Raw genomic sequence first — 22254 nt, 5'->3', positions numbered from 1 at the left:
TTACTATCTTTCATCTCCAACCTTAGTGTTGCCTTCCGTGCTGCTGCGTACGCCGGTGCCCTCCAGACCTGACCCGGTGCCGCATTTTCCGATGCTCCGGCTTTCCATATTCAGTCACTACTCTGCGCCAATTTCTCGCCACGAAATTCATTGAACTACAAATAATAAACAATATATAAGTATTTTAAGTAAATAAATTCTTGCGAACCCCTGTTTGTGTAGTATAAGTACATTAATATTACCGCAACGAATTTAGCGCAGGTCAATTTCATCATGTCCACTCCCTGCTTCACTTTTGTCCTTTTCGGTGCCACGGGCGACTTGTCCATGCGCAAGATCTTGCCTGCGCTTTACTCCGCCCATCTTGGCGCCAGCCTTCACAGTGAAGGCGGTATTCTGTGCGTCTCGAACCAGGACATCAGCGTTGCGGCGTTCCGGAAAATGGTGGGTGAACAGCTTGCCGATTGGGCGGCGCCGGGCCGCCATAACTCGGAGAATGCAGCCAGCTTCTTGAGTCGTATCGACTATGTGACGCTGGATGCGACCAGGCAGGATCATTACGCTGCACTTGCAGAACGCCTGCCGCAGGATGGCCGGGTAAAGGTCTGTTATCTGGCAACTGCGCCCAGCCTGTTCGAACCAATCTGCCGGAATCTGGCGGCCCATGTCGATCTGGCAAACGCCCGGGTGGTACTGGAGAAGCCGCTCGGGAACGATCTGGTTTCATCACGCACCATCAATGATGCGGTGGCCCGTGTATTCAACGAAAATCAGATCTACCGGATCGACCATTATCTTGGCAAGGAATCCGTACAAAACCTGTTGGCTCTTCGCTTCGGCAATTCCCTGTTCGAACCTCTATGGCGGCGCGAAGCCATTTCCCATGTCCAGCTCACGATCTCGGAGGAACTGGGAGTCGAGCGGCGCGGCGAGTTTTATGACGCCACCGGCGCCCTGCGCGACATGGTACAGAATCATCTGCTGCAGCTGCTCTGCATGGTGGCCATGGAGCCGCCAACTTCACTGAATGCAGACGCCATCCGGGATGAAAAGCTGCGCGTACTGCGTGCGCTCAAGCCGCTGAGCGCACATGAACTGGAACGCAACGTCGTAAGAGGCCAATACACGGCAGGAGCGATACGCGGAAAGGCGGTGCCCGGTTATCAGGAGGAGGCGAACATTGTTTCGGGATCGCACACCGAAACCTTCATCGCCCTGCATGCGGAAATCAACAACTGGCGATGGGCCGGCGTGCCGTTCTTCCTGCGAACGGGAAAACGTCTGCAGCAGCGCATGGCGGAAATCGTCATCACATTCAAACCGGTGCCTTATCCGATTCTGCCTCTACCCGCCGGGCTTGCAGGCGAAGTCTCGAATCGTCTTGTCATCCGTTTGCAGCCGGAAGAGTCAATCAAGATGCACTGCCTCGCAAAACAGCCGGGCGACGGCATGAAGCTCCAACCGGTGGTGCTGGACCTGGCATTGGACAAGGCGTTCGGGGAACGTCGCGAGGACGCCTACGAGCGGCTGCTGCTGGATGCCATTCGCGGCAATCTCGCCTTGTTCGTTCGACGTGACGAACAGGAAGCCGCCTGGCATTGGGTCGAGCCGATACTCGAAATGTGCCGCACCACGCCGTTTGCACCGAAATTCTATACCGCCGGCACCTGGGGACCCGCGGCGTCGAGCGCACTTCTCTCGCGCGCCGGATACGCCTGGCATGAGGAGCGGTAATGAGCCTTGATATCCATGAATTCGACAGTGTCGACGAATGCGCACAGGCGCTTGCCGCACGTATCGCGGGAAATATGGCGAACAGGCTGGCGATGTCGGAAAGAGCGCTGCTGCTTGTCTCCGGCGGTCGTAGCCCGTTACCGCTGTTTTCCGCGCTGAGCACCTCGCCCGGCGAAGAACTGGATCGCGTTCCATGGAGCCGCGTCGATGTATCCCTGGTCGATGAAAGAGCCGTGCCCGCTGGCCATGAGGACTCCAATACGCTGCTCGTGCGGCGCTACCTGATGTCGGGGCGGCTGCAGCACGCACGCTGGGTTGCACTGCTAAACGACTTCGCTGACGAACCCGCCGGCGAAGACCGCTGGGAGACGGCGGTGCAGGCTGCAAGGGCAGCCAATCTTCGGCCTGAATTGCAGGATCCCTGCTGCATCGTGCTGGGCATGGGAACCGACGGTCATACCGCCTCGCTCTTCGCCGACGCCCCTCAATGGCCCGACGCGTGTAACAGCACGGATCGTTACATCGCATTGCAGCCTGCGGTTGCTCCGCATGCACGCGTCAGTCTTACGCTTCACGCCCTGATCAGTCAATCCAGCTGCTACCTGTGGTCTGGCGGGAGCGCCAAGTTCGACACGCTGATGTCCGTGAAAGCCGCCGCCGATGCCTATGCATCGGGACGCAGCAGCCTCGAAACCTTGTCCAAGGCAGGACCTCTTGCCATGTTAATTGCTCATTCGAAAGTGAATCTCCATGTCTTCCATAGTAAATAGACACTTCACTGAAGGTCAGGAATATCTCGACGGCCCGCGCATGCTGGCCGATGTCGGCGGTACCTATGCGCGCTTCGGGCTCGAGCGTGCGCCCGGCCAGATCGATACGATCGAAGTACTGCGCTGTTCCGACTTTCCAACCTTCGCCGCCGCGGCCGAGGCCTATCTCGAGAAAGCGAACTCGCCGCCCGTAAGGCACGCGGCGGTCGATATCGCCACGCCTGTCAACGGCGATGAAATCAGGATGACCAATCATCACTGGGCATTCTCGATCGAAGCGACGCGTCGCCAGCTGCTGCTCGATACGCTGGTTGTCGTCAACGATTTCACGGCGCTGGCCATGTCGCTGCCGCATCTCGAAGCGGAACACTACCAGAAGATCGGCGGCGGCAAATCGCGGCCGAACAGCGTCATCGGTCTGATCGGGGCGGGTACCGGTCTTGGTGTCGGAGGCCTGATCTCGACTGAAGGACGCTGGATCGCACTGGGCAGCGAGGGCGGACACGTTTCCTTCTCGCCGGGCGATGAGCGGGAAGTCGCCATCCTGCAATACTGCTGGAAGAAGCATGAACATCTGTCCGCGGAGCGGCTGGCCTCGGGCCCCGGCATCGAGCTGATTCATGAAGCGCTTGCATCCATCCACGGCAAGACGGCACAGCACCTCGGAACACCGGACATCGTGAAGCGTGCACTGGACGGTTCCGATCCCTTGTGCATGGAAGCGGTCGAATGCTTCTGCGCGATGCTTGGCACCATGGCGTCCAACGTGGCCGTCACGCTCGGGACGCTGGGCGGCATGTACATCGGCGGCGGCGTCGTTCCCCGACTCGGCGAATACTTCGCGAAGTCTCCGTTCCGGGCGCGCTTCGAGCAGAAGGGACGCTTCTCGGAGTATCTCGCGGAGATTCCTACCTTTGTCATCACGGCGCCTTATCCTGCATTTGTCGGCGTCGCCGCCATTCTTTCCGAGCATCTGGGCGGTGGCAACTCGGTCCCGATTCTGGAACGCATACGCAAGGTCATGCCCCAGCTGTCTCCGGCCGAACAAAAGGTGGGCAGTCTTATTCTGAGCCACCCGCGATCGGTCATGAATGACCCCATTTCGGACATTGCGCGGCGCTCCGATGTCAGCCAGCCCACCGTGATCCGCTTCTGCCGCAGCCTTGGTTGCCTCGGCCTCGCGGATTTCAAAATCAAGCTGGCCTCCGGAGTGACCGGTACGATCCCTGTCGCCCATAGCCAGGTGCACATCGGCGATTCATCGATCGACGTTGGCGTCAAGGTCGTCGACAATACCGTATCGGCGATGCTGCAGGTACGCGACAACCTCAACGCCGAACTGCTGGACCGTACGGTCGACATACTGGCACAGGCAAGCAAGATCGAATTCTACGGATTCGGCACTTGCGGTCTGGTTGCTGAAGACGCGCGTCAGAAGTTCTTCCGGCTTGGAATTCCGGCTTCATCTTATATCGATCCGCAGTTGCAGGAATTGTCCGCTTCACTGCTCAAGCCAACAGATGTTGCCGTCGTCATTTCAAATTCCGGGCGACTGCGCCATCTCGCGCCGACTGTCGAAGCGGCAGCCAATTCCGGAGCAACGATCATTGCGTTAGCGCCTGCCAACTCGCAGCTTGCAAGGCGGGCACACATTGTCATCCCGTTCGAACATAACGAAGCCAATCCTTCGCTCATCCCGATGGTGTCCCGGATATTGCTGCTGATTCTGGTCGACATGCTGGCGGTAGGTGTCTCGCTCAAGCGCTCCAGCCCCTTCTCGGAACTGCAGCGGCAGGCAAAGCGGGGAATTCTTGCTCATGTCACACCCGAAGGAACCGGGGCCTCGAACATGATCAACCTTCCGGATGACGAATCTGCCGAGCGCGGAATCAACCTCTAGCGGGGTGAGTTGGAAATTTGTTGAAGGCAAATTGGCGAAATCGAATGGAGACAAGGAAACAAGCACAGCAGGGCCGAGGCCTTGCGCGCAATGTGGACATTGTTGACGCGGTATCGGCACGATTCTCGTCCACCATTTGACCAACAAATTTTTAACACGCACCACCAGAGCCTGTCATGCAATCTGCAAGGGTGACTGGGGACGGCGGAACGAACTGGATGCAAGCCGCGACGACGCGGCAGTAACGAGTTACGGCAAGGCGTCGCAACGCAGCACACGGCCCGTTCCGACGGCATCCAGGCCTCTCATGGAGTGCATGACAGGCTCTTGCTGGCCGCAGCCGAAACCGGCGTGGGCATGGCTGCGGCGGAATATGGGCCGGCTGTCGCATGCGGTGCCGCGGTCCGGCTCAACGTTGCGAATCGGCTTTGTCGATATACCGGCTGCTCCATGCGGCGATGATATCGGCCACGTATCCGGCATCGCTGCGGCGAGTGAGCAAGTGGTCGGCATCATCAAGGGATACGAAACTCTTGGGATGCTTCGCTGACGCAAAGATACGAGTGGCGCTCCCAATCTCGACTGTCTGGTCGTGCGGCGAATGCATGACCAGCAAAGCCGGCTCCAACCCGGCGATATCCTTCAAAAGCCGCTGCTCCGCCACATCGTCGAGAAACTGCTTTTTGATTTTGAATGGCCGGCCAGCCAGCTGTACCAGGGCCTCGCCTTCCTGTTGAATCTGGCCGACATGTGCGGCAAATTGTGCAACCACATGCGCCGGGTCGCTGGGTGCTGCAATCGTTGCGACAGCCAGCGTCTCCGGAACATGCCGGGCGGCGGCCAGCACTGCCGCTCCGCCGAGGCTATGTCCTATCAATAGAGACGGGGCAGCATGCGTGCTACGCAGATGGTTTGCCGCAGCGATCAAGTCTTCAAGATTGGACGAGAAATTGGTATTTGCGAATTCGCCTTCGCTTGCACCGAGCCCTGTGAAATCGAATCGCAGCACCGCGATGCCGTGCGCCGTCAGCGCCGCTGCAATCCGGCTTGCAGCGAAAATGTCTTTGCCGCAGGTAAAACAATGCGCAAACAAGGCATAGGCGCGCGGCGGCTGATCCGGGAGGTCGAGCCGGGCGGCCAGCTTCTGTCCCTCGCTGCCAGGGAAGTCAACACGTTGCATCAACATCAAATCTCCTCCTTGTCCGGTTTCAGGCCACGCCGCTATTCAACCTGGTCCTTGAGGCCGCAGTTTGCAGGTTGAATTCAGGCCTTGCTTGATGAAAGCCTGGCGTGGTCGATCTTCGCCAGTACTCCGGAAATCGCTGGCAAGCCGGCCGGCTTGGTAAGGTGTTCATTGAAGCCGGCCTCCCTGGAACGGACGCGATCGCTCTCCGCGCCCCAGCCGGTCAATGCCACCAGCATCACGGACTGCATATCGGGCAGCTCCCGCATGGCTTTTGCGACCGCATATCCATCCATGCCTGGCATGCCGATGTCGAGGAAAACCGCATCCGGCTTGAATTCATGCGCGATCTGCAAGGCGCGCATTCCATCATTGGCGACCCGCGTCGTATAGCCGTCCATACTCAGCAGGGCCGACATGCTGTCGGCGATATCCTCGTTGTCGTCGACAACGAGGACACGCATCCCCTGCACTTTTGGACTGCTGGGCTCGCAATCTGCGGAAACTACAGAATTTCCGTCATTTTCCATGCCTTCAACGACCGGGAGCCTGACTTTGAATGTACTGCCCTGGTTGGAGCCCGGACTGGATACCGTAACGCTGCCGCCGTGCAGTTCAACCAGCTGCCTTACCAAAGTGAGGCCAATTCCCAATCCGCCTTGCGAGCGTTTCATATTGCACGCGACCTGGGAAAACATCTCGAACACGCCGTCGAGCGCATCTTCCGGAATGCCAAGCCCGTTGTCGGTCACGGCGATCGTGACATGACTCCCTTCCCGATTCACGGATAGATCGATAGCACCGCCCTGGGGCGTGTACTTGGCTGCATTATTGAGCAGATTGCTGACGACTTGTGCAATCCGTGTCGGATCGACATCGACCACGAGCGCTTCATCCGGCAAGGTGACATTGAAACAATGGCCGCTGGCCTGAATCACCGGCATGCAGGTGTCGATTGCACTCTCGATAATGGAACACAGCTTCACACGCTTGCTCTTGAGTTCGATCTGGCCGCGCGTAATGCGTGCGACATCAAGAAGGTCGTCGACCAGATGAACCAGATGCAGCAGCTGCCGTTCCATCATGTCGCGCGTCTTCCCGGCCATTTCAGTATCGTTGCCGGCCAGCTGCAGGATGTGCAGTCCGTTGCGCAGAGGCGCCAGCGGATTTCTCAGTTCATGCGCCAGCGTCGCCAGGAATTCCGTCTTGCGGCGGTCCATTTCCGCGAGGTCCGCCGCCAGCCTGCGCAAGCGGTCTTCCGCCTCCTTGCGGCTGGTGATGTCTGTTCCCGTCGGCGCTACGAACAGGATGTCGCCGTTCTGATCGGTCACCGGTGCGAGGATCAGGTCAACGATTCTCGTGCTGCCGTCGGCGGCGGTATATGGCAGCTCCTTGCGAAAGGTGTTGCCGCTTGCCGCGTCCCTCGCGCCCTGTTTTACCGTCTCCATGAGTTCCGGCGAACGGCTCCACCATCCGCATTCCCAGAACTTTCTGCCGATGAGTTCCTTGCGTTCCACTCCGGTCATTTCGATGCATAAACGATTGGCCTCGATCATCGTGCCGTCAGTCGTCATGACGCCGGCGAAGTAAGATCCCTGTTCGAAGAAGGTGCGGAATTTTGCATTGATTTCTGCTGCGGCGGTCGCTTCGCGCGCGGCCTGGCGTTCACGCTCCTCCGCCCGCTTTCGATCGTTGATGTCTGCGACCATGCCAAGAATGTGCGGCGTTCCGTCAGCGGCATGCTGCAGGCGTCCGGTCATCTCCACCCAGCGCAGGCTGCCGTCATTGCGGACGAAACGGCCCTGGAAGGAAAAGCGCTCTCCGGTCGTGACGGTCATGATGGCCTGGCGCTGGAACACCGGGAAATCGTCATGGTGCAAGACATCTTCCAGACGCCGTGCCGGCTCCCGCATTCCAGAGAAATCTTCCGCGCCGATGCTGTCCGCGCCGGCATCGAAAATCTGAAGGGCCCGCTCGTTTTCGCAGTGCACCTGACCCGACTCGGGATTCCAGATCCAGATGCCGAGATCCGCGGCCTCGGTCGCCAGCCTGACCCGCGCCTCGCTTGCGGCGAGCCTGTCATTGCTGGCAAGGATCTCTTCGGATGCAAGCTGCTCCGCAGTCGCATTGCGGAATATCTTTGCATAACCCTGCAGCTTTCCGGCCGCGTCATTCAAGGACACCATCACGCCGTCCGCGAAGAAGCGGGTGCCGTCCTTGCAGAGGTGCCAGCGCTTGTTTTCGCTGCGTCCCGTCTCCATCGCCATGCGCATTTCAAATGCAGGGCGTCCCGCCGCCCTATCTTCAGGGGTGAAGATGATGGAGGCGGAACAACCGATCGCTTCCTCGGCACGCCATCCGGTAATGGCTTCCGCGCCGCCCTCCCATTCCGTCACGATGCCGTTCGGGTCGGTGACGACGAATGCATAATCCTTGCTGTTATCCAGAATGAGCCGTATGCGTTGATCCTTGGCATTCAGGGCGGCGCGATGCCGTTCCTGCTGAATCCAGGCCAGCTCTGCATTCTTGCGGTAGAGTTCGACGAAGAACGAGACCTTTGCGCGCAGCACGGAAGGTACCAGCGGTTTGGTCAGGTAATCGACCGCGCCCAGGGCATACGCCTCTTCGATAGGAAAATGCACATCCATGGCGGCAGTCTGGAACAGAATCGGAGTACGGCTCGATGCCGGGCGCTGGCGTATCCGCCTTGCGGTTTCAAAGCCGCTGATGGTCGGCATCCTCACATCCAGCAGAATCACTGCGAAATCCATCTGCTCGACCATGCTCAACGCTTCTTCGCCCGAGCGGGCGCGCACGATATGTTCGCCAAGACGATCGAGCACGGCTTCCAGCGCCAGCAGGTTGGCCGGCTCGTCATCCACGATGAGAATATTGACGGCATCGCTTCGCGTCATCGATACCCTCCCGCAGGAAACGGCGGCGGTTCCGAACCCGAGCCTGGCCATGCATATTCCAGCGTTTTGATCGGGACCGTATCAGCGGCGCGGCATGACATCGATAAACCTGAGTGCCGACGCGGAAAGGAAAACAGTTTCGCCATACTCATACCTTGCGCAGACAATAATGCGGAGACCGGAACAATGTAAGGAGCCCTCCATTCGATGTCAATCGGACGCATCGGCGCAGCGGGCATCTATTGCACAAGCATGCATTGCGTTGCTTGATACGCGATAGGGATTATGACGGCTTGCCCGACGATTCCTCCTGTCGCTGAACTATGAATTGCCATGCCGTGCCAGCGTTGCGGGCTTTCTATCCGATTTACATGCCAATGACTTGATTCATCTCTATCGCCCCTGCCAAAACTCTGGACATATTCAGAAAAATATCGCAAGCATGTAAGAACATGAGAATCTGCACAGGGCCTGCGGCCTTCAGCAGACGCCACAATTGCGTACCGTCATTCTTTGCGGCCGCGTGTTTGCGCTGCCACAAATAAATTCGAATGGCTCGATATAAAGTTCTTCATAAGGACGAACGCCGGAAACAAATACTGTCCTGCGCGCGTCTACGCAGAAACGGCTACTGACATGCCCGCGTTTTCCGTCGACCTTGCGGAGGACATGCCAGCTCAGGAGAAGGTAGCCTAACGCGATGGGCGCCAGATGAAAAAGCAATCCCTCTACAGCAAATCGGTGCGCCCGCGTCGCAGGGAGTCCTCCGCCACCGACGACAACGCACGTTCCCCGGATCAGTTCCAGCATCATTCGCAGCCGCCGCAATCGTCCTCTTCCTCAGAGGCACCCGCAACAGCGGCAGGATCTGCAGCCGTAGCAACGACGGGAGCGGCAGCACCAGGCAATGCATCGACGCCTTCCGCGAAGCGAAAACGGTTTGCAAGGGCCCGTGCCTTTGCCTCACGTCATGAAAAGTTCTTTCTCGTCATTTCTTCCGTTGCGCTGAGCCTGCTGCTGGCCTTCGTCTATCTCGGCACCATCCCCAAGGAGCGCAAGCTGACCCAGAAGGATATTGATGCCGCCGTCCTGCATACCCTGGAGAACAAGACGCTCCCGTCACCTGAAGTCAAGGCCTTCGAGCGGATCAGGCCGTCCGTCGTACGCATCACGCAGATCGGCGGCGACAAGACACCGTCGGAAGGCAAGACCCTCGGCGTGGGTACCGGCGTGGTCGTGGTGGACAAGGGCGTCATTCTTACCAATCTGCACGTGGTGGCCGGCGCGGAAAAACTGCAGATCGACTTTGCCGACGGAACGAAATCCGAGGCGGTCGTCATCGGCCAGCAGCCCGAGAACGATCTTGCGGTATTGCAGGCAAGCAAAGTGCCTGACGATTTGATTCCGGCGACGCTGCGTTCGACCAACGGGCTTGCCATCGGGGAAAAGGTGATGGCTGTAGGCTTTCCTTTCAACATCGGGCCGTCGGCCTCATCGGGCATCGTGTCCGGCCTCAAGCGCAATTACCAGTCGGAGGACGAGAAGCGCGTGCTGGCCAACCTGATCCAGTTCGATGCGGCCGCCAACCCCGGCAACTCCGGCGGGCCGCTGATCACCATGAGCGGCGAGGTGGTCGGCATCGTGACCGCCATCCTCAGTCCCAATCCGCAAGGTTCTTTTATCGGAATCGGCTTTGCCGTGCCGATCGAGACCGCAGCCGCAGCTGCGGGAGAGGCACCCTTCTAAAACGCAGCATCAACCAGGCAGAGGTCCATGGAAGACAGAGAGAAAAGCAATGAAGTATCGCGCCAGATGGAACAGGTGCTGTACGAAGTCAAGCGTGTGGTCGTGGGACAGGACCACTTTCTGGAACGCGTGCTGGTAGCCATTCTTGCCCGTGGCCATCTGCTGGTGGAAGGCGTACCGGGCCTGGCCAAGACGCTGACCGTCAAGACGCTTGCAAAGACCATACAGGGGAGTTTCCGGCGCATCCAGTTTACGCCGGATCTTGTGCCGGCCGATCTGGTCGGCACCCGCATCTACAATCAGAAAACCGGCGAATTCACCACCACCCTCGGCCCGGTCTTTGCCAATCTGATTCTCGCCGACGAGATCAACCGCGCCCCGGCCAAGGTGCAGAGCGCATTGCTCGAAGTCATGCAGGAATGCCAGGTGACCATTGCCGGCGAAACTCACCTGGTGCCCAAGCCGTTTCTCGTGATGGCCACGCAGAATCCGATCGAAACCGAAGGCACCTATCCGCTGCCGGAAGCGCAGGTCGACCGTTTCATGATGAAGGTCCTGGTCGACTATCCAACCGAGGAAGAGGAATTCGTCATCGTCAACCGGGTCACCGGCGAAACGCCCGATCTCGGCGCGGTGACCTCGACGATGCAGCTTGCGCAATTGCAGCAGCAGTGCCGGGAATGCTATGTCGATCCGTCGCTGGTGCACTACGCGGTGCGCCTGGTGGCTGCCACCCGCAATCCGGACCGCTACAACGTTCCCAATCTCGCGCATTACCTCAATTGCGGCGCCAGCCCGCGCGCCTCCATTCACCTGATCGAAGGCGCGCGCGCACTGGCTCTGCTGCGCGGACGCCATCATGTGCGCCCGGAGGACGTCACGGACCTCGTTCCAGACGTGCTGCGGCACCGCCTGTCGCTGACCTATGAAGCGCTGGCCGACGCCATCACGCCCGACCAGATCGTCCATCGCATCATGAAGCACATCCCTGCACCGGAAAGGCTGCTTGAAACCCATGTCCGACTTAACGCGAACGCCTGAATCCCTGCTCCGACGCATCGAGCTGACGCTCATCCGCCAGCTCGACGGCCTGCTGCACGGCGACTATCACTCGCTCTTCCGCGGCCACGGTCTGGATCTGGCCGACCTGCGCGAATACCAGTATCACGACGATGTCCGGCACATCGACTGGAACGTGACCGCACGGCTGCAGACACCCTACATACGCGAGTTCTACGAAGAACGCGACCTGACTGCATGGTTCCTTCTCGACCTCAGTTCCTCCGAGGATTTCGGCTCGGGAGAAGTCACCAAGCGCTCGCAGGCGGCGGAAGCGGTCGCCGTACTGGCCAGCGTACTGAGCCGCCATGCCAATCGCGTCGGTGCGCTGTTTTACGGCTCGAATGTCGATACCGTCATTCCGGCCGGCAACGGGCGGCGGCATGTGCTGCAGATCCTGCACCGGATGATGGCGCGGCAGAAAAGCCAGCAATCCGATGCCACCCGGCTGCACGATCTGCTGCAGACTGCGGCGCAGGTCATGAAGCGCCGTTCGCTCGTGTTCGTCGTATCCGATTTCATTACCCAACCCGGCTGGGAAAAACCCCTTGCCCTGCTCGGCCAGCGTCACGACATCGTTGCCCTGCGCCTCTATGATCCGCTGGAGCTGGAGTTGCCCGATCTCGGCCTGCTGACGATGCAGGACGCGGAAACCGCCGAACAGCTGCTGGTCGATACGACCGATCGCGGTTTCCGCAGCCGCTTTGCAGCCGCCGTGACCCGGCGCGAGGATGAACTGCATGCCGCATTCAATTACGCCGGCGTGGACGTTCTCGAATTGTCGACCGAAGACAGCGTCCTCGATGCATTGCTCCGATTTTCGGACTTGCGCAAAGGACGCAGCCGGCTGCACGCGGGCGGGACCCTGCCACCGCATCTGGAGAGACGATGACTTTCCTCTGGCCTGAATTGCTCTGGGCACTGATCTGCGTACCCTTGCTGATCGGTCTTTACATCTTCCTGCTGCGCCGCAGGAAGAAGTTTGCCGTGCGCTATGCCGCGCTGTCCATCGTCAAGGAAGCGATGGGCCCGTCCCAGCACTGGCGTCGCCATATTCCCCCGGTCCTGTTCCTGCTGGCATTCACCGCCATGCTGCTGGCCATGGCAAGGCCGGCAGCGCTGGTTACCCTGCCCTCGCAGTATGAGACTGTGATTCTTGCGATCGACGTGTCCGGCAGCATGCGGGCCAGCGATGTGCAGCCGACACGGATCGCCGCCGCCCAGGAAGCGGTGCGCGGCTTTGTTGAAAAGCAGCCGCGCCATACCCGCATCGGCGTCGTCACGTTTGCCGGCACGGCTGCTGTAACCCAGGCACCGACCGAAAACCGTGAGGATATTCTTGCCGCCATCAACCGCATCCAGCTGCAGCGCGCAACGGCGGTGGGCAGCGGCATTCTGGTATCCCTGAAAGCCATTTTCCCGGAGGTGGAGTTCGACCTGAATTCAAGCGATCCCCGTCCGAAGGACTCGCGCAGCGGATCGGGCGGGCGCTCGATCAACGAGCCGACTGCGGAAAAGAAACCCGAACTCAAGCCGGTTCCGCCAGGCTCTTATACATCGGCCGCCATCATCCTGCTGACCGACGGCCAGACCACCACCGGGCCCGATCCGGTTGAATCGTCGCAGATGGCAGCGGAACGTGGAGTGCGGGTCTTTACCGTCGGCATCGGCACACCGGAAGGCGAGGTCGTAGCCGGCGAAGGCTGGTCGATGCATGTGCGGCTGGATGAAGAATCGCTGAAAAAGATTGCAGGCGTGACGGGTGCTCAGTATTTCTATGCCGGCACCGCTACCGAATTGACGCAGGTGTACAAGATGCTCAACTCCAAGCTGACGCTCGAACGCAAGGAAACGGAAATCACCGCTTTCTTCGCGGCAGGTGCAGCACTGCTTGCGCTCCTGTCCGCCTTGCTGTCGATGCTCTGGTTCAACCGCATACTCTGAGCCGGCTGTCGCCTGATTCGGCGCCCTTGTCTTTCCGAGCGTGTGCAACGAGCGCCTGCGATGCAGGCGCTCTTCTTTTTGGCGGAGCAAGCCTAACCATTCGCATTTGGATTGGTTTTCAGCCTTAGTTCCACCATGCAAAACAATATTATATATTTTGGAACGCAGAGCCGACTAGTTTGGCTCATATAGGATCAAGAGCGCAAACAACCCGTTATTGAGAAGACTTCCTCTCGTCCATTCTTTATATATCCAAAGACCAAAAAATTTTCATCTTTACATCAGACTGCTGCGGCTGTTAGGATAAATCGTTTTTTCTGGAATGATGTTTCGCTATGCAGAACGAAGAGCCGCGATAGCAAAACCTTGGTCCAACGGCAGCCGGATCGGAGCAAACCGATTTTCCGGTGCATGGCATTAATGCTTGAGAAGGAAAACATGTCTGATCGCCATCTGGCCTTCTGGCCGGCATCCCAACCGCGGCATCTCACCGTGCCGCATACCCACCTGTTTTATAACGTCGAGGTGTCGGCGACCCGTTTCCCCGACAAGCCTTACCTCATCTATTACGGCACGCCGCTCAGCTATGCGCAGTTTCGCGACGAAGCCGAGCGCATTGCCGGCTATCTGCAGCAGGAATGCGGCGTCAGGAAAGGCGACCGCGTTCTGCTCTATCTGCAGAACAGCCCGCAGTTCATTCTTGCGTACTACGGAATCCTTCGTGCCGATGCCGTCGTCGTTCCGGTCAACCCGATGAACCGAACCACCGAATTGCGCCACTATGTGCAGGATACGGGCGCAAAAACGGCCATCGTGCCGCAGGACCTGTACCAGCAGATGGAACCCCTGCTCGGCGACGGACTCGAGCATATTCTGGTTGCGGCCTATTCCGATTATCTGAACCAGCCGACGGACCTGCGCATGCCCGATTTCGTCAGCGCGCCGCGTGAAAGCATCAGCGGCAAGGGCGTCACGCTCTGGACCGACATGCTTGCACGCAATCTGCGCCCCGGCCCGATGACCGCGGGTCCGGACGACCTTTGCGTGATGCCCTATACCTCGGGCACCACCGGCCATCCCAAGGGCTGCATGCATACGCACCGAAGCGTGATGTACAGCCTGGTGGCCAGCATGCAGTGGTTCGCGTCGCATCAGGATGCGGTGATGCTGTCGGTGCTCCCCTTCTTCCATGTGACCGGCATGCAGGGCAGCATGAGCGGTCCGCTTTATCTCGGCAGCACCATCGTCATCCTCTCGCGCTGGGACAGGGAGGTGGCGAGCGAATGCATACAGCGCTACCGCGTCACGTCGCTTCAAGTCATCTCCACCATGGTAGTTGACATGCTGGCCAATCCGCGCATCGGCGACTACGATCTTTCCAGCCTGCGCGGCATACGCGGCGGCGGTGCCGCCATGCCCGCCGCGGTGGCGAAGAAACTCGACGACCTGGTCGGACTTCCCTATGTCGAAGGCTACGGCATGTCGGAAACCATCGCGGCCACGCATATCAATCCGCCCCACCGCCCCAAGCGGCAATGCCTGGGTGTTCCCATCTATGACGTCGATGCGCGCGTCGTCGATCCTTCGGACTTCCATGAGCTGCCGCCCGGCGAAGTCGGCGAGATCGTGGTGCATGCGCCGAACGTCATGCAGGGCTACTGGAATCATCCCGAGGCCACGCGCGAGGCCTTCATCGAACTCGACGGCAAGCGCTTCCTGCGCACCGGCGACCTCGCCACCACCGATGAAGACGGCTACTTCTTCATGGTCGACCGGCTCAAGCGCATGATCAATGCCTCCGGCTTCAAGGTCTGGCCGGCGGAGGTGGAGGCGCTCATGTATCAGCATCCCGCCATCCAGGAAGCCTGCATCATTGCTTCAAAAGACGCCAAGCGCGGCGAAACGGTCAAGGCCATGGTGGTGTTGAAGGAAGCTTCGCGCGGCAAGGTGACCGAGCAGGAAATCATCGACTGGGCGCACCAGAACATGGCTGCCTACAAGAGCCCGCGCATCGTGCAGTTCGTCGACAGCCTGCCGAAGTCCCCGACCGGAAAAATCCAGTGGCGGGAACTGCAGGAAAAGGAAAACGCCGCTTAGCGTGCCTGGAAAGCCTGCAATGGCAAGGCGGGCATTGCCGATCAACGGGCGCAGATCCGAACAACAACAGCAGAAGGTGGAGACAGCATGCGATTCGACAGCAAGGTAGCGATCATCACCGGCGCCGCAAGCGGCATCGGCAGGGCGACGGCGCAGCGGCTTTTCAGCGAAGGGGCGGCCGTGGCCCTGGTGGATCGCAATCAGGAAGCCCTCGCCCAAGTGGCGGAACAGCTCGGCGATGCTTCCAGGGTCTGGTTCAGCGCTCTTGACATCGCGGACGAGGCGCAGGTCGAGCACTGCGTTGGCGAGGTGTTCAAGCGCTTCGGCCGCATCGATGCCCTGTGCAACAACGCGGGCATCTCCGGCGGCGACTACTCTCCGATCACGGAGACCAACACCGCCGTCTGGCAGCAGATCATTGCGGTCAATATCATGGGCGCCGTGCATTTCACGAAGCATGCGGCGCGCATCATGCGCGATCAGGGCAGCGGCGCCGTTGTCAATACCGCTTCGGTGGCAGGCATCCGTTCCGGTGCCGGCGGCAACGCTTACAGCGCATCCAAGGCAGCCATCATCAATCTCACCATGACCAGCGCCTGTGATCTCGGCGCGGCGAACGTACGCGTCAATGCCGTCTGTCCCGGCCTGATCGAGACCGGCATGACGGCGCCGGTATTCGAACGCGCCCGCGCCGCGCAGAAGGAAGACAAGCTGGGATCGCGCTGCGAACTGCGGCGCTACGGCCGGCCGGAAGAAGTCGCCGCCGTGATCGCCTTTCTTGCCAGCGATGACGCCAGCTATGTCACCGGCCAAGCCTTGCCGGTCGACGGCGGCAACACCGCATCGCTCAATCTGCCGGGCATGAAAGTCTGATTTCGATTGCGAGCAATAACGCATGCAGCTGCGCATTCCATGCTGGCACGCGACGTTGCAAAGCTCGAGGCCGCAAACCCGACCCTGACCTGACCTGACCTGACCTGACCGGGCCGGCGGTGTAAGCTGTCGCCATGGATTCCCTGATTACCGCCTCCGCGCGGGCACTCACTGTCGGCGATCCGCTCGGCGCGCTCAAGCGGATCGCCCTGCGCGGCATCGCCATGGCTCAGCTGGGCGAACATGCGCGTGCCCGCGAACTTCTCCGGCGTGCCGCCCGCGGCTTCGGCAGCCATGAGGAGCTGGCGCGTGCGCGATGCGTCGTTGCGGATGCCGAGGTGGCGCTGGCCATGCGCGACTTCGGCGGTTCGCCGCGTGCGCTGTCGGCGGCGGCTGCCACGCTTGAAGCGCATGCCGACCAGTCCAACGCGCTGCATGCGCATCTCATTGCGGTACGCCGCCTCCTGCTGTTCGGACGTCTTGGCGATGCAGCGACCATGCTGGCGCGCCTGGAAACACGGAAGCTGCGGCCGTTGTTTGCGGCAGTGGCCGAACTTCTTTGGGCGGAACTGTCGCTGCGTTCGCTGTACATCGATCAGGCACGCAATTCCCTTGCACGCGCGCGCGAAGCGGCCGTCCGTGCCGGCATACCAGCGCTTCTGGCCGAAGTTGCAGAGGTCGAAGCGGCTCTCGAACGTCCTGCGGCGCGGCGCATCAAGGCCGGCGAGGAACAGGTGCTTCGCCTGGACGAAGTCTCGGCGCTTCTCGGCTCCGGCGCACTGGTAGTCGATGCCTGCCGCCACAGGCTGGGCACCGGCGCCGCGTGGCTGGCGCTGGCACGCCGCCCGGTCCTGTTCTCGCTGGCACGGGCGCTTGCCCAAGCATGGCCAGGCGATGCCGGCCGCGACGCGTTGATTGCATCCGCCTTCCGTACGCAGCATCCCGACGAATCTCACCGTGCGCGCCTGCGAGTCGAGATCGGCCGCCTGCGCTCGCTCGTCACCGGTCTCGCAAGCATCGAAGCGACGCCTCGGGGATTCGCGCTGAAAGCCCAGGACGACCGCACGATCGTCCTGCTGGCTCCGCCCGTCGATGACGACCAGGCCTCTTTGCTGGCGCTGCTGGCCGATGGCACCGCCTGGTCGACATCCGCCCTGGCGCTGGCCTTGGGCGAAAGCCAGCGTACCGTCCAGCGCGCACTTGCGGCGCTGGAGGCCGACGGCCGGGTTCGCGCGGTGGGACAGGCGAGAGCGCGCCGGTGGCTGGCGCCGCCGCTGGCTGGATTCACGACGATATTGTTACTCCCTCCTGGTCTGCCGATTGGTTAAAGTTGCCTTGCGACGCCAATTTGAGGCGCGCTCCAAGGAGGAACGATCATCAGCAAGACCGGAAGAAACCATCAGCAGGCAACGACGAAACAAGCCGAAATCGTGCGCGAGTACGGTCCCTTCGACGGCGCCGCCAGCATACACGGCGTCACTCACGATGGCCGCCGTGTGTGGGCCGCAACCGGGACCAGGCTGGTTGCCTTCGATCCCGCAAGCGGCGAACCCGCGCGTACCCTCGACTGTGCCTGCGACGCCGGCACCGCGTTCGACGGCACCTACCTCTATCAGATCGCTGAAACACGCATCGACAAGATTGATCCCCGTACGGGTGCCGTGGTGGCATCGATTCCGGCTCCCGGCCAGGGAAACGATTCCGGACTGACCTGGGCGGAGGGAAGCCTGTGGGTGGGCCAATATCGCGACCGCAAGATCCACCAGATCGATCCCGATACAGGCGCCATCCGGCGAACCATCGAATCCAGCCGCTTTGTCACCGGGGTAACATGGGTCGATGGCGAGCTTTGGCACGGAACCTGGGAAGGCGAGGAAAGCGATATACGCCGAATCGATCCGCAGAACGGGACCGTGCTCGAACGGCTTGAAATGCCGCGCGATACCGGCGTCAGCGGCCTCGAGTCGGACGGCGGCGATCTCTTCTAATGCGGCGGCGGTGCAAGCGGAAGAGTTCGCGCGGTGCGGCGTCCCAAAGGTGACTTGGGTCCTTCACCCGAAGCACAAAATTTGCCCACCTGACGTCCACCGCCGTCCAACCGACCTGAAAACCGCTCGTCCGCATCCGATACGCAGGGGGCGGCGCATGGCGCACGCACGGCCTTTCGAATCAGGGAGCTTTCCATGCATTCCACGATGACTGATATTACCGGGATCGGCCACGAAGTCGTATCGCCGGACAGGTGGCTGGCCGAACGCAAGAGGCTGCTGGCGCGCGAGAAGGAGCTGACGCGCCTGCATGACGAGATCGCCAGGGAGCGCCGCGCCCTGCCCTGGGTGCGCATCGACAAGCGCTATGCCTTCGAGGGCCCCGAAGGCCGGCGCATGCTCCCCGGTTTGTTTGACGGGCGCAGCCAGCTGCTGATGCAGCACTTCATGTTCGGGCCGGGATGGGAACAGGGCTGCCCCAGCTGCTCCTACATGGCCGACCATATCGATGGCATGAACATGCACCTGCCGCAGCGCGATGTCACGCTGGTCGTTGTATCGAGAGCGACGTTACCCGGAATCGAACGCTTTCGCCATCGCATGGGCTGGCGTTTCCAATGGGTGTCATCGCATGGCAGCGACTTCAACTACGACTTCGGCGTCAGCTTTACAGACGAGGAGCGAGCGAGGGGTCAGTTGCCCTACAACTACCGCATGCAGCCTTTCCCCAGCGAGGAAGCTCCCGGGATCAGCCTGTTTGTCAAGGACGAGGCAGGTACAGTCTTTCATACCTATTCGACCTATGGACGCAGTGTGGAAGTGATGATGGGTACGTACCAGCTGCTGGACCTGACGCCCAAAGGCCGCGACGAACATAATCCGGTCCATGCGATGGACTGGTTCCGCCATCACGACCGTTACGATGCCGACCCGCTGCGCAAGCCAGCGGCTGCTTCCGGCTCCTGCTGCCATGCATCAGCGCCGGAACAATCGCCCTGAACCGCCTGCCGAGATGATGCCCTGCCGTTGGCTTCGATACCTGAAGTACCGGCTGAAAAGATCGCCGTTCAACTTATCAAGACCTGCCTTAGCGATTAGCATCTGTGCCGCAGCGCATTTTCACGGGATGGAGATGCGCAAGTGCATCGCATCGGATCAGGACGGAAATGACGATACAAAGGCAACTTGCAGCCGAGGGAGTGGGAACCGCGCTATTGGCGGCAATGTCGATCGGTTCATGCATGATGTCCCAGCGCCTGGGCAGCAGCCCCTCTGCGGCGCTTTTATCCAGCGCGCTTGCCTGCGGCTTCGGGCTGTTCGCACTGATCTCCTGTTTCGGAAAGGTTTCGGGCGCTCACTTCAACCCTGTACTCACCTTGTCTGAATCATGCCAAGGGAACATTTCTCCTTCGCTGGCAGCGGCTTATGTCGGCGTCCAGTGCATTGGCGCCTTTGCGGGCGTGGCGGCAGCCCATGTGATGTTCGGTGCGGCGCTTTTTGAAGCGGCGGCGATTGCACGCTCCGATACCACGCAGTGGGCAAGCGAGTTCATTGCGACATTTGGTTTGATCGGCGTCTGCATCGGAAGCACCCGGCAAAGAACCGGCATCGGCCCGTTTGCGGTGGCGTGCTATGTCATTGCAGCTTTCTGGTTCACGCCTTCCTCGGCATTTACCAACCCTGCCATTACTCTTGCCAAAGCCGCTACCGCGTCTGCCGTTGGCATTCGGCTAAGCGACGTACCGGGCTTTGTATTTGCTCAATTTTGCGGAGGCCTCGCTTCCACTTGCTTCTTCGGCTGGCTGTATTCGACGCAAGATTCTGATGCCGCAGCCATATCCCAACTATCATCCATTACTCCTGCAGCACCTGCCGCGCCGAGAGCGCCTTCGCCGCATTACGCAAGCAAGGCGATGAACCCGGGACGCATGTCTTGATTAGCTCGGTCCGGTGGATTCACCGCACAGGCTGACGGTGCCGCCGTCAAGCAATTGGAAACGCCTGTGGACTTGTCGGGCAACCTGCTCGCCGGCGATTGAGTAAAATAGCCGGTCTGCCACCGCAAGCCACATGCGTCATCCATGAATACCAGCACCGCGCAACCGCGCCCCCAGCCACGTTCGTTGGCGGATCTCTTTATCTCGTTCACGCTTCTTGCGCTGCAGGGATTCGGAGGTGTTCTTGCAGTCGTTCAGCAGAACCTGGTGGAAAAAAAGAAGTGGCTGACCAGGGAGGAATTTGTGGAGGAGTGGGCGGTCGCCCAGATCATGCCGGGCCCGAATGTCGTCAACCTGGCGCTTGTAATCGGCGGCCGCTATTTCGGCCTGCGGGGTGCGCTTGCCGCGCTTGCGGGAATGCTGATCGTGCCGTTGATGCTCCTCCTCCTGCTGGCAATCATCTATGCCCACGTGGCGGATCACCCCGGAATCGCAGGTGCACTGCGCGGCATGGGCGCCGTGGCCGCCGGACTGATAGGAGCAAGCGGCCTGAGGCTGGCCAGCACCCTCAAAACCCATCCTCTGGGCCACGTCCTCGCCATCGTGTTTTGCGTTTTGACCCTGATCGTGATCGCCGCTTTTCGCTGGCCGCTCTATGTGGTGCTGCCAGTATTCGGAGGCCTGTCCTGCTTCCTGACCTATCACAAGATCAAATCATGAGCGGCGGACTCGTACTCAACCTTCAATGGACCGACTGGCTCAGCCTGTTCGGACACTATCTCCTGCTTTCGATGCTGTCCATCGGCGGAGCCATTTCGACGACCAGTGAAATGCATCGCTACCTCGTCGAGGAACACCATTGGCTCACTGCCAGTCAGTTCAATGCGTCGATCGCAATTGCACAGGCGGCACCCGGTCCGAATGTGCTCTTCGTTGCGCTGATGGGATGGAATGTGGGCATGAACGCCGGCGGCATGCCGCTCGCGTTCCTGGGCATGCTGGTCACCATGGTAGGAATCCTGCTCCCGAGCACGACGCTCACCTATCTCGCCGCACAATGGGGACACCGCAATCGGGAACTGCGCGCCGTACGCGCTTTCAAGGTTGGCATGGGTCCTATCGTGATTGCCCTGCTGCTTGCGACGAGTTGGGTGCTTGCCAATACCAACGCGCATGGCGCCGTCGGGGGGGAATGGAAATTGTGGCTGATTTCGATCCTGTCCGCCGTTCTCATCTGGAGGACCAGGATACATCTGCTGGTTCTATTGGGCTTCGGCGCGCTGCTGGGCGGCTTGGGACTGCTTTGATGCTCAAGCGCCGGTGACAAGCCAGGGCTGCCTGCCGATGTCTGCCGCCGCGATCTGCCATTCACTTTTGCGCCGCCTTCCCTTGCATGAATGAAAGGAAGGCGACTAGTCGAATGCGACCAGTTCCTCGATGAACATGCGAAGAAAATGCCGGCTGACCGGATCGGTGTCGACTATTGCGATCCCGCTGCGATACAGATTTGAATCCAGTTTGGAGGTATGGGTGACCATGCCCCAAATATTGATTCGTCTTTGCTCCTGCAAAGTCTGAAGTTCAAACGCAACTGCGCATGCGCTATCTGGAGCGATCGACTTATCGCTGACGATGCCAATACCTCCAAGGGAAATTTCCACCGTCCGCACTGGAATCACCGGCAGCTCGGGAAGCAATATCTTTGCGGGCACAACGAAGGGTATCCGCACGGATCTTCTGCGTTCAATTGTCGAAGTCAATTCCATGCGACTGGGGTGCCAGGCTGATATGAATGTCTACCGTTCAGATTCGAGCAGGACAACCCAGCTCAAATTTTTTCCAATCGGTAAGTATCGCATATTTGCCTGGACCGGTCCGCTTGAAATAGCGACAGCCCGATGCTGCCATGGATAATCCCGAGTTTCTTCGGGCATGTGCCGCGCTTTCCGTCGGCACAAAGCAAACAGCCCTGCGTCCGGATGGAGGCAGGGCTGATGCGGTAGAACTAGCCTGACGATTACCTACTTTCACACTGGTTGCAGCACTATCATCGGCGCGATGTCGTTTCACGGTCCTGTTCGGGATGGGAAGGGGTGGGACCAACTCGC

General features: G+C 60.1%; 18 protein-coding genes and 1 rRNA gene. 15 read left to right on the top strand and 4 right to left on the bottom strand.

Annotation, left to right across the window (positions count from 1 at the left end):
* Nucleotides 1–273 precede the first annotated feature (273 nt).
* Genes zwf through IGW03_RS28590 form a run of 3 tightly spaced genes read left to right on the top strand, consistent with a single transcriptional unit; the run spans nucleotide 274 to nucleotide 4404 of the window.
* Entirely contained in the window at nucleotides 274–1734 is a 1461-nt protein-coding gene (zwf, locus tag IGW03_RS28600) for a glucose-6-phosphate dehydrogenase (protein ID WP_194725930.1), read from the top strand.
* Complete coding sequence (gene pgl / locus IGW03_RS28595) at nucleotides 1734–2504, top strand: 6-phosphogluconolactonase (protein ID WP_194725929.1); 771 nt, start codon at nucleotides 1734–1736, stop codon at nucleotides 2502–2504. The genes zwf and pgl overlap by 1 nt, the downstream gene beginning before the upstream one ends.
* The gene (locus tag IGW03_RS28590) at nucleotides 2485–4404 is read left to right on the top strand and encodes a glucokinase (protein ID WP_194725928.1); all 1920 of its coding nucleotides are present in this window, start codon (nucleotides 2485–2487) and stop codon (nucleotides 4402–4404) included. Before pgl ends, IGW03_RS28590 begins: the two co-directional genes overlap by 20 nt.
* Before the next feature lie 409 nt (nucleotides 4405–4813).
* Here IGW03_RS28590 and IGW03_RS28585 read toward each other — a convergent pair whose 3' ends face one another.
* Both IGW03_RS28585 and IGW03_RS28580 read right to left on the bottom strand, forming a co-directional pair.
* Entirely contained in the window at nucleotides 4814–5584 is a 771-nt protein-coding gene (locus IGW03_RS28585) for an alpha/beta hydrolase family protein (protein WP_323745039.1), read from the bottom strand.
* Between the two features lie 83 nt (nucleotides 5585–5667).
* Nucleotides 5668–8553: a response regulator gene (locus IGW03_RS28580; protein ID WP_194725926.1), complete on the bottom strand. Its 2886-nt coding sequence runs from the start codon at nucleotides 8551–8553 to the stop codon at nucleotides 5668–5670.
* Between the two features lie 660 nt (nucleotides 8554–9213).
* Here IGW03_RS28580 and IGW03_RS28575 point away from each other — a divergent pair.
* The 12 genes from IGW03_RS28575 to IGW03_RS28520 all read left to right on the top strand — a co-directional run bounded on the left by IGW03_RS28575 (nucleotide 9214) and on the right by IGW03_RS28520 (nucleotide 21453).
* Complete coding sequence (locus IGW03_RS28575) at nucleotides 9214–10248, top strand: S1C family serine protease (RefSeq protein WP_194725925.1); 1035 nt, start codon at nucleotides 9214–9216, stop codon at nucleotides 10246–10248.
* A gap of 27 nt (nucleotides 10249–10275) precedes the next feature.
* Nucleotides 10276–11289 carry an AAA family ATPase gene (locus IGW03_RS28570; RefSeq protein ID WP_228536155.1) on the top strand — a complete coding sequence of 338 codons (1014 nt, stop codon included), beginning with the start codon at nucleotides 10276–10278 and terminating at the stop codon, nucleotides 11287–11289.
* Nucleotides 11264–12199 (top strand): DUF58 domain-containing protein, encoded by a 936-nt coding sequence (locus IGW03_RS28565; protein WP_194725924.1) that lies wholly within the window; start codon nucleotides 11264–11266, stop codon nucleotides 12197–12199. Before IGW03_RS28570 ends, IGW03_RS28565 begins: the two co-directional genes overlap by 26 nt.
* The gene (locus tag IGW03_RS28560) at nucleotides 12196–13251 is read left to right on the top strand and encodes a VWA domain-containing protein (RefSeq protein ID WP_194725923.1); all 1056 of its coding nucleotides are present in this window, start codon (nucleotides 12196–12198) and stop codon (nucleotides 13249–13251) included. Before IGW03_RS28565 ends, IGW03_RS28560 begins: the two co-directional genes overlap by 4 nt.
* 438 nt (nucleotides 13252–13689) lie before the next feature.
* Nucleotides 13690–15348 (top strand): long-chain fatty acid--CoA ligase, encoded by a 1659-nt coding sequence (locus IGW03_RS28555; protein ID WP_194725922.1) that lies wholly within the window; start codon nucleotides 13690–13692, stop codon nucleotides 15346–15348.
* A gap of 87 nt (nucleotides 15349–15435) precedes the next feature.
* Nucleotides 15436–16221: an SDR family NAD(P)-dependent oxidoreductase gene (locus tag IGW03_RS28550; protein WP_194725921.1), complete on the top strand. Its 786-nt coding sequence runs from the start codon at nucleotides 15436–15438 to the stop codon at nucleotides 16219–16221.
* A gap of 134 nt (nucleotides 16222–16355) precedes the next feature.
* On the top strand, nucleotides 16356–17549 hold the full coding sequence (locus IGW03_RS28545) for a helix-turn-helix domain-containing protein (RefSeq protein WP_194725920.1): 1194 nt from the start codon (nucleotides 16356–16358) through the stop codon (nucleotides 17547–17549).
* 45 nt (nucleotides 17550–17594) lie between these two features.
* On the top strand, nucleotides 17595–18209 hold the full coding sequence (locus IGW03_RS28540; RefSeq protein ID WP_194725953.1) for an NHL repeat-containing protein: 615 nt from the start codon (nucleotides 17595–17597) through the stop codon (nucleotides 18207–18209).
* A 207-nt stretch (nucleotides 18210–18416) separates the two neighbouring features.
* Nucleotides 18417–19208: a DUF899 domain-containing protein gene (locus IGW03_RS28535; protein WP_438943681.1), complete on the top strand. Its 792-nt coding sequence runs from the start codon at nucleotides 18417–18419 to the stop codon at nucleotides 19206–19208.
* Nucleotides 19209–19375: 167 nt separating this feature from the next.
* On the top strand, nucleotides 19376–20146 hold the full coding sequence (locus IGW03_RS28530) for an aquaporin (RefSeq protein WP_228536158.1): 771 nt from the start codon (nucleotides 19376–19378) through the stop codon (nucleotides 20144–20146).
* A 144-nt stretch (nucleotides 20147–20290) separates the two neighbouring features.
* Entirely contained in the window at nucleotides 20291–20866 is a 576-nt protein-coding gene (locus IGW03_RS28525) for a chromate transporter (protein WP_194725917.1), read from the top strand.
* On the top strand, nucleotides 20863–21453 hold the full coding sequence (locus IGW03_RS28520; RefSeq protein WP_194725916.1) for a chromate transporter: 591 nt from the start codon (nucleotides 20863–20865) through the stop codon (nucleotides 21451–21453). The genes IGW03_RS28525 and IGW03_RS28520 overlap by 4 nt, the downstream gene beginning before the upstream one ends.
* Nucleotides 21454–21558: 105 nt before the next feature.
* On the opposite strand, the gene IGW03_RS28515 is transcribed toward IGW03_RS28520, so the two are convergent.
* Together IGW03_RS28515 and rrf are read right to left on the bottom strand one after the other, a co-directional pair.
* On the bottom strand, nucleotides 21559–21912 hold the full coding sequence (locus IGW03_RS28515; RefSeq protein ID WP_194725915.1) for a PilZ domain-containing protein: 354 nt from the start codon (nucleotides 21910–21912) through the stop codon (nucleotides 21559–21561).
* 242 nt (nucleotides 21913–22154) lie between these two features.
* A 5S ribosomal RNA gene (rrf, locus tag IGW03_RS39320) occupies nucleotides 22155–22254 on the bottom strand; the annotation flags it as partial.

This window comes from Noviherbaspirillum malthae (assembly GCF_015352985.1).
In the GTDB taxonomy this organism is placed as follows: Bacteria; Pseudomonadota; Gammaproteobacteria; order Burkholderiales; family Burkholderiaceae_D; genus Noviherbaspirillum; species Noviherbaspirillum malthae.
Note: the sequence above shows the minus strand (reverse complement) of the source record. Positions and strands in the feature narration are given on the sequence as shown.

Excerpts from the sequence above, each read along its gene's own strand:
- IGW03_RS28550 (WP_194725921.1), top strand. The coding sequence starts at position 15,436 with ATGCGATTCGACAGCAAGGTAGCGATCATCACCGGCGCCGCAAGCGGC.
- IGW03_RS28575 (WP_194725925.1), top strand. The coding sequence starts at position 9,214 with ATGAAAAAGCAATCCCTCTACAGCAAATCGGTGCGCCCGCGTCGCAGG.
- IGW03_RS28530 (WP_228536158.1), top strand. The coding sequence starts at position 19,376 with ATGACGATACAAAGGCAACTTGCAGCCGAGGGAGTGGGAACCGCGCTA.
- IGW03_RS28590 (WP_194725928.1), top strand. The coding sequence starts at position 2,485 with ATGTCTTCCATAGTAAATAGACACTTCACTGAAGGTCAGGAATATCTC.
- IGW03_RS28585 (WP_323745039.1), bottom strand. The coding sequence starts at position 5,584 with ATGCAACGTGTTGACTTCCCTGGCAGCGAGGGACAGAAGCTGGCCGCC.
- IGW03_RS28545 (WP_194725920.1), top strand. The coding sequence starts at position 16,356 with ATGGATTCCCTGATTACCGCCTCCGCGCGGGCACTCACTGTCGGCGAT.
- IGW03_RS28580 (WP_194725926.1), bottom strand. The coding sequence starts at position 8,553 with ATGGCCAGGCTCGGGTTCGGAACCGCCGCCGTTTCCTGCGGGAGGGTA.
- pgl (WP_194725929.1), top strand. The coding sequence starts at position 1,734 with ATGAGCCTTGATATCCATGAATTCGACAGTGTCGACGAATGCGCACAG.
- IGW03_RS28560 (WP_194725923.1), top strand. The coding sequence starts at position 12,196 with ATGACTTTCCTCTGGCCTGAATTGCTCTGGGCACTGATCTGCGTACCC.
- IGW03_RS28525 (WP_194725917.1), top strand. The coding sequence starts at position 20,291 with ATGAATACCAGCACCGCGCAACCGCGCCCCCAGCCACGTTCGTTGGCG.
- IGW03_RS28565 (WP_194725924.1), top strand. The coding sequence starts at position 11,264 with ATGTCCGACTTAACGCGAACGCCTGAATCCCTGCTCCGACGCATCGAG.
- IGW03_RS28570 (WP_228536155.1), top strand. The coding sequence starts at position 10,276 with ATGGAAGACAGAGAGAAAAGCAATGAAGTATCGCGCCAGATGGAACAG.
- IGW03_RS28515 (WP_194725915.1), bottom strand. The coding sequence starts at position 21,912 with ATGGAATTGACTTCGACAATTGAACGCAGAAGATCCGTGCGGATACCC.
- IGW03_RS28535 (WP_438943681.1), top strand. The coding sequence starts at position 18,417 with ATGACTGATATTACCGGGATCGGCCACGAAGTCGTATCGCCGGACAGG.
- zwf (WP_194725930.1), top strand. The coding sequence starts at position 274 with ATGTCCACTCCCTGCTTCACTTTTGTCCTTTTCGGTGCCACGGGCGAC.
- IGW03_RS28520 (WP_194725916.1), top strand. The coding sequence starts at position 20,863 with ATGAGCGGCGGACTCGTACTCAACCTTCAATGGACCGACTGGCTCAGC.
- IGW03_RS28555 (WP_194725922.1), top strand. The coding sequence starts at position 13,690 with ATGTCTGATCGCCATCTGGCCTTCTGGCCGGCATCCCAACCGCGGCAT.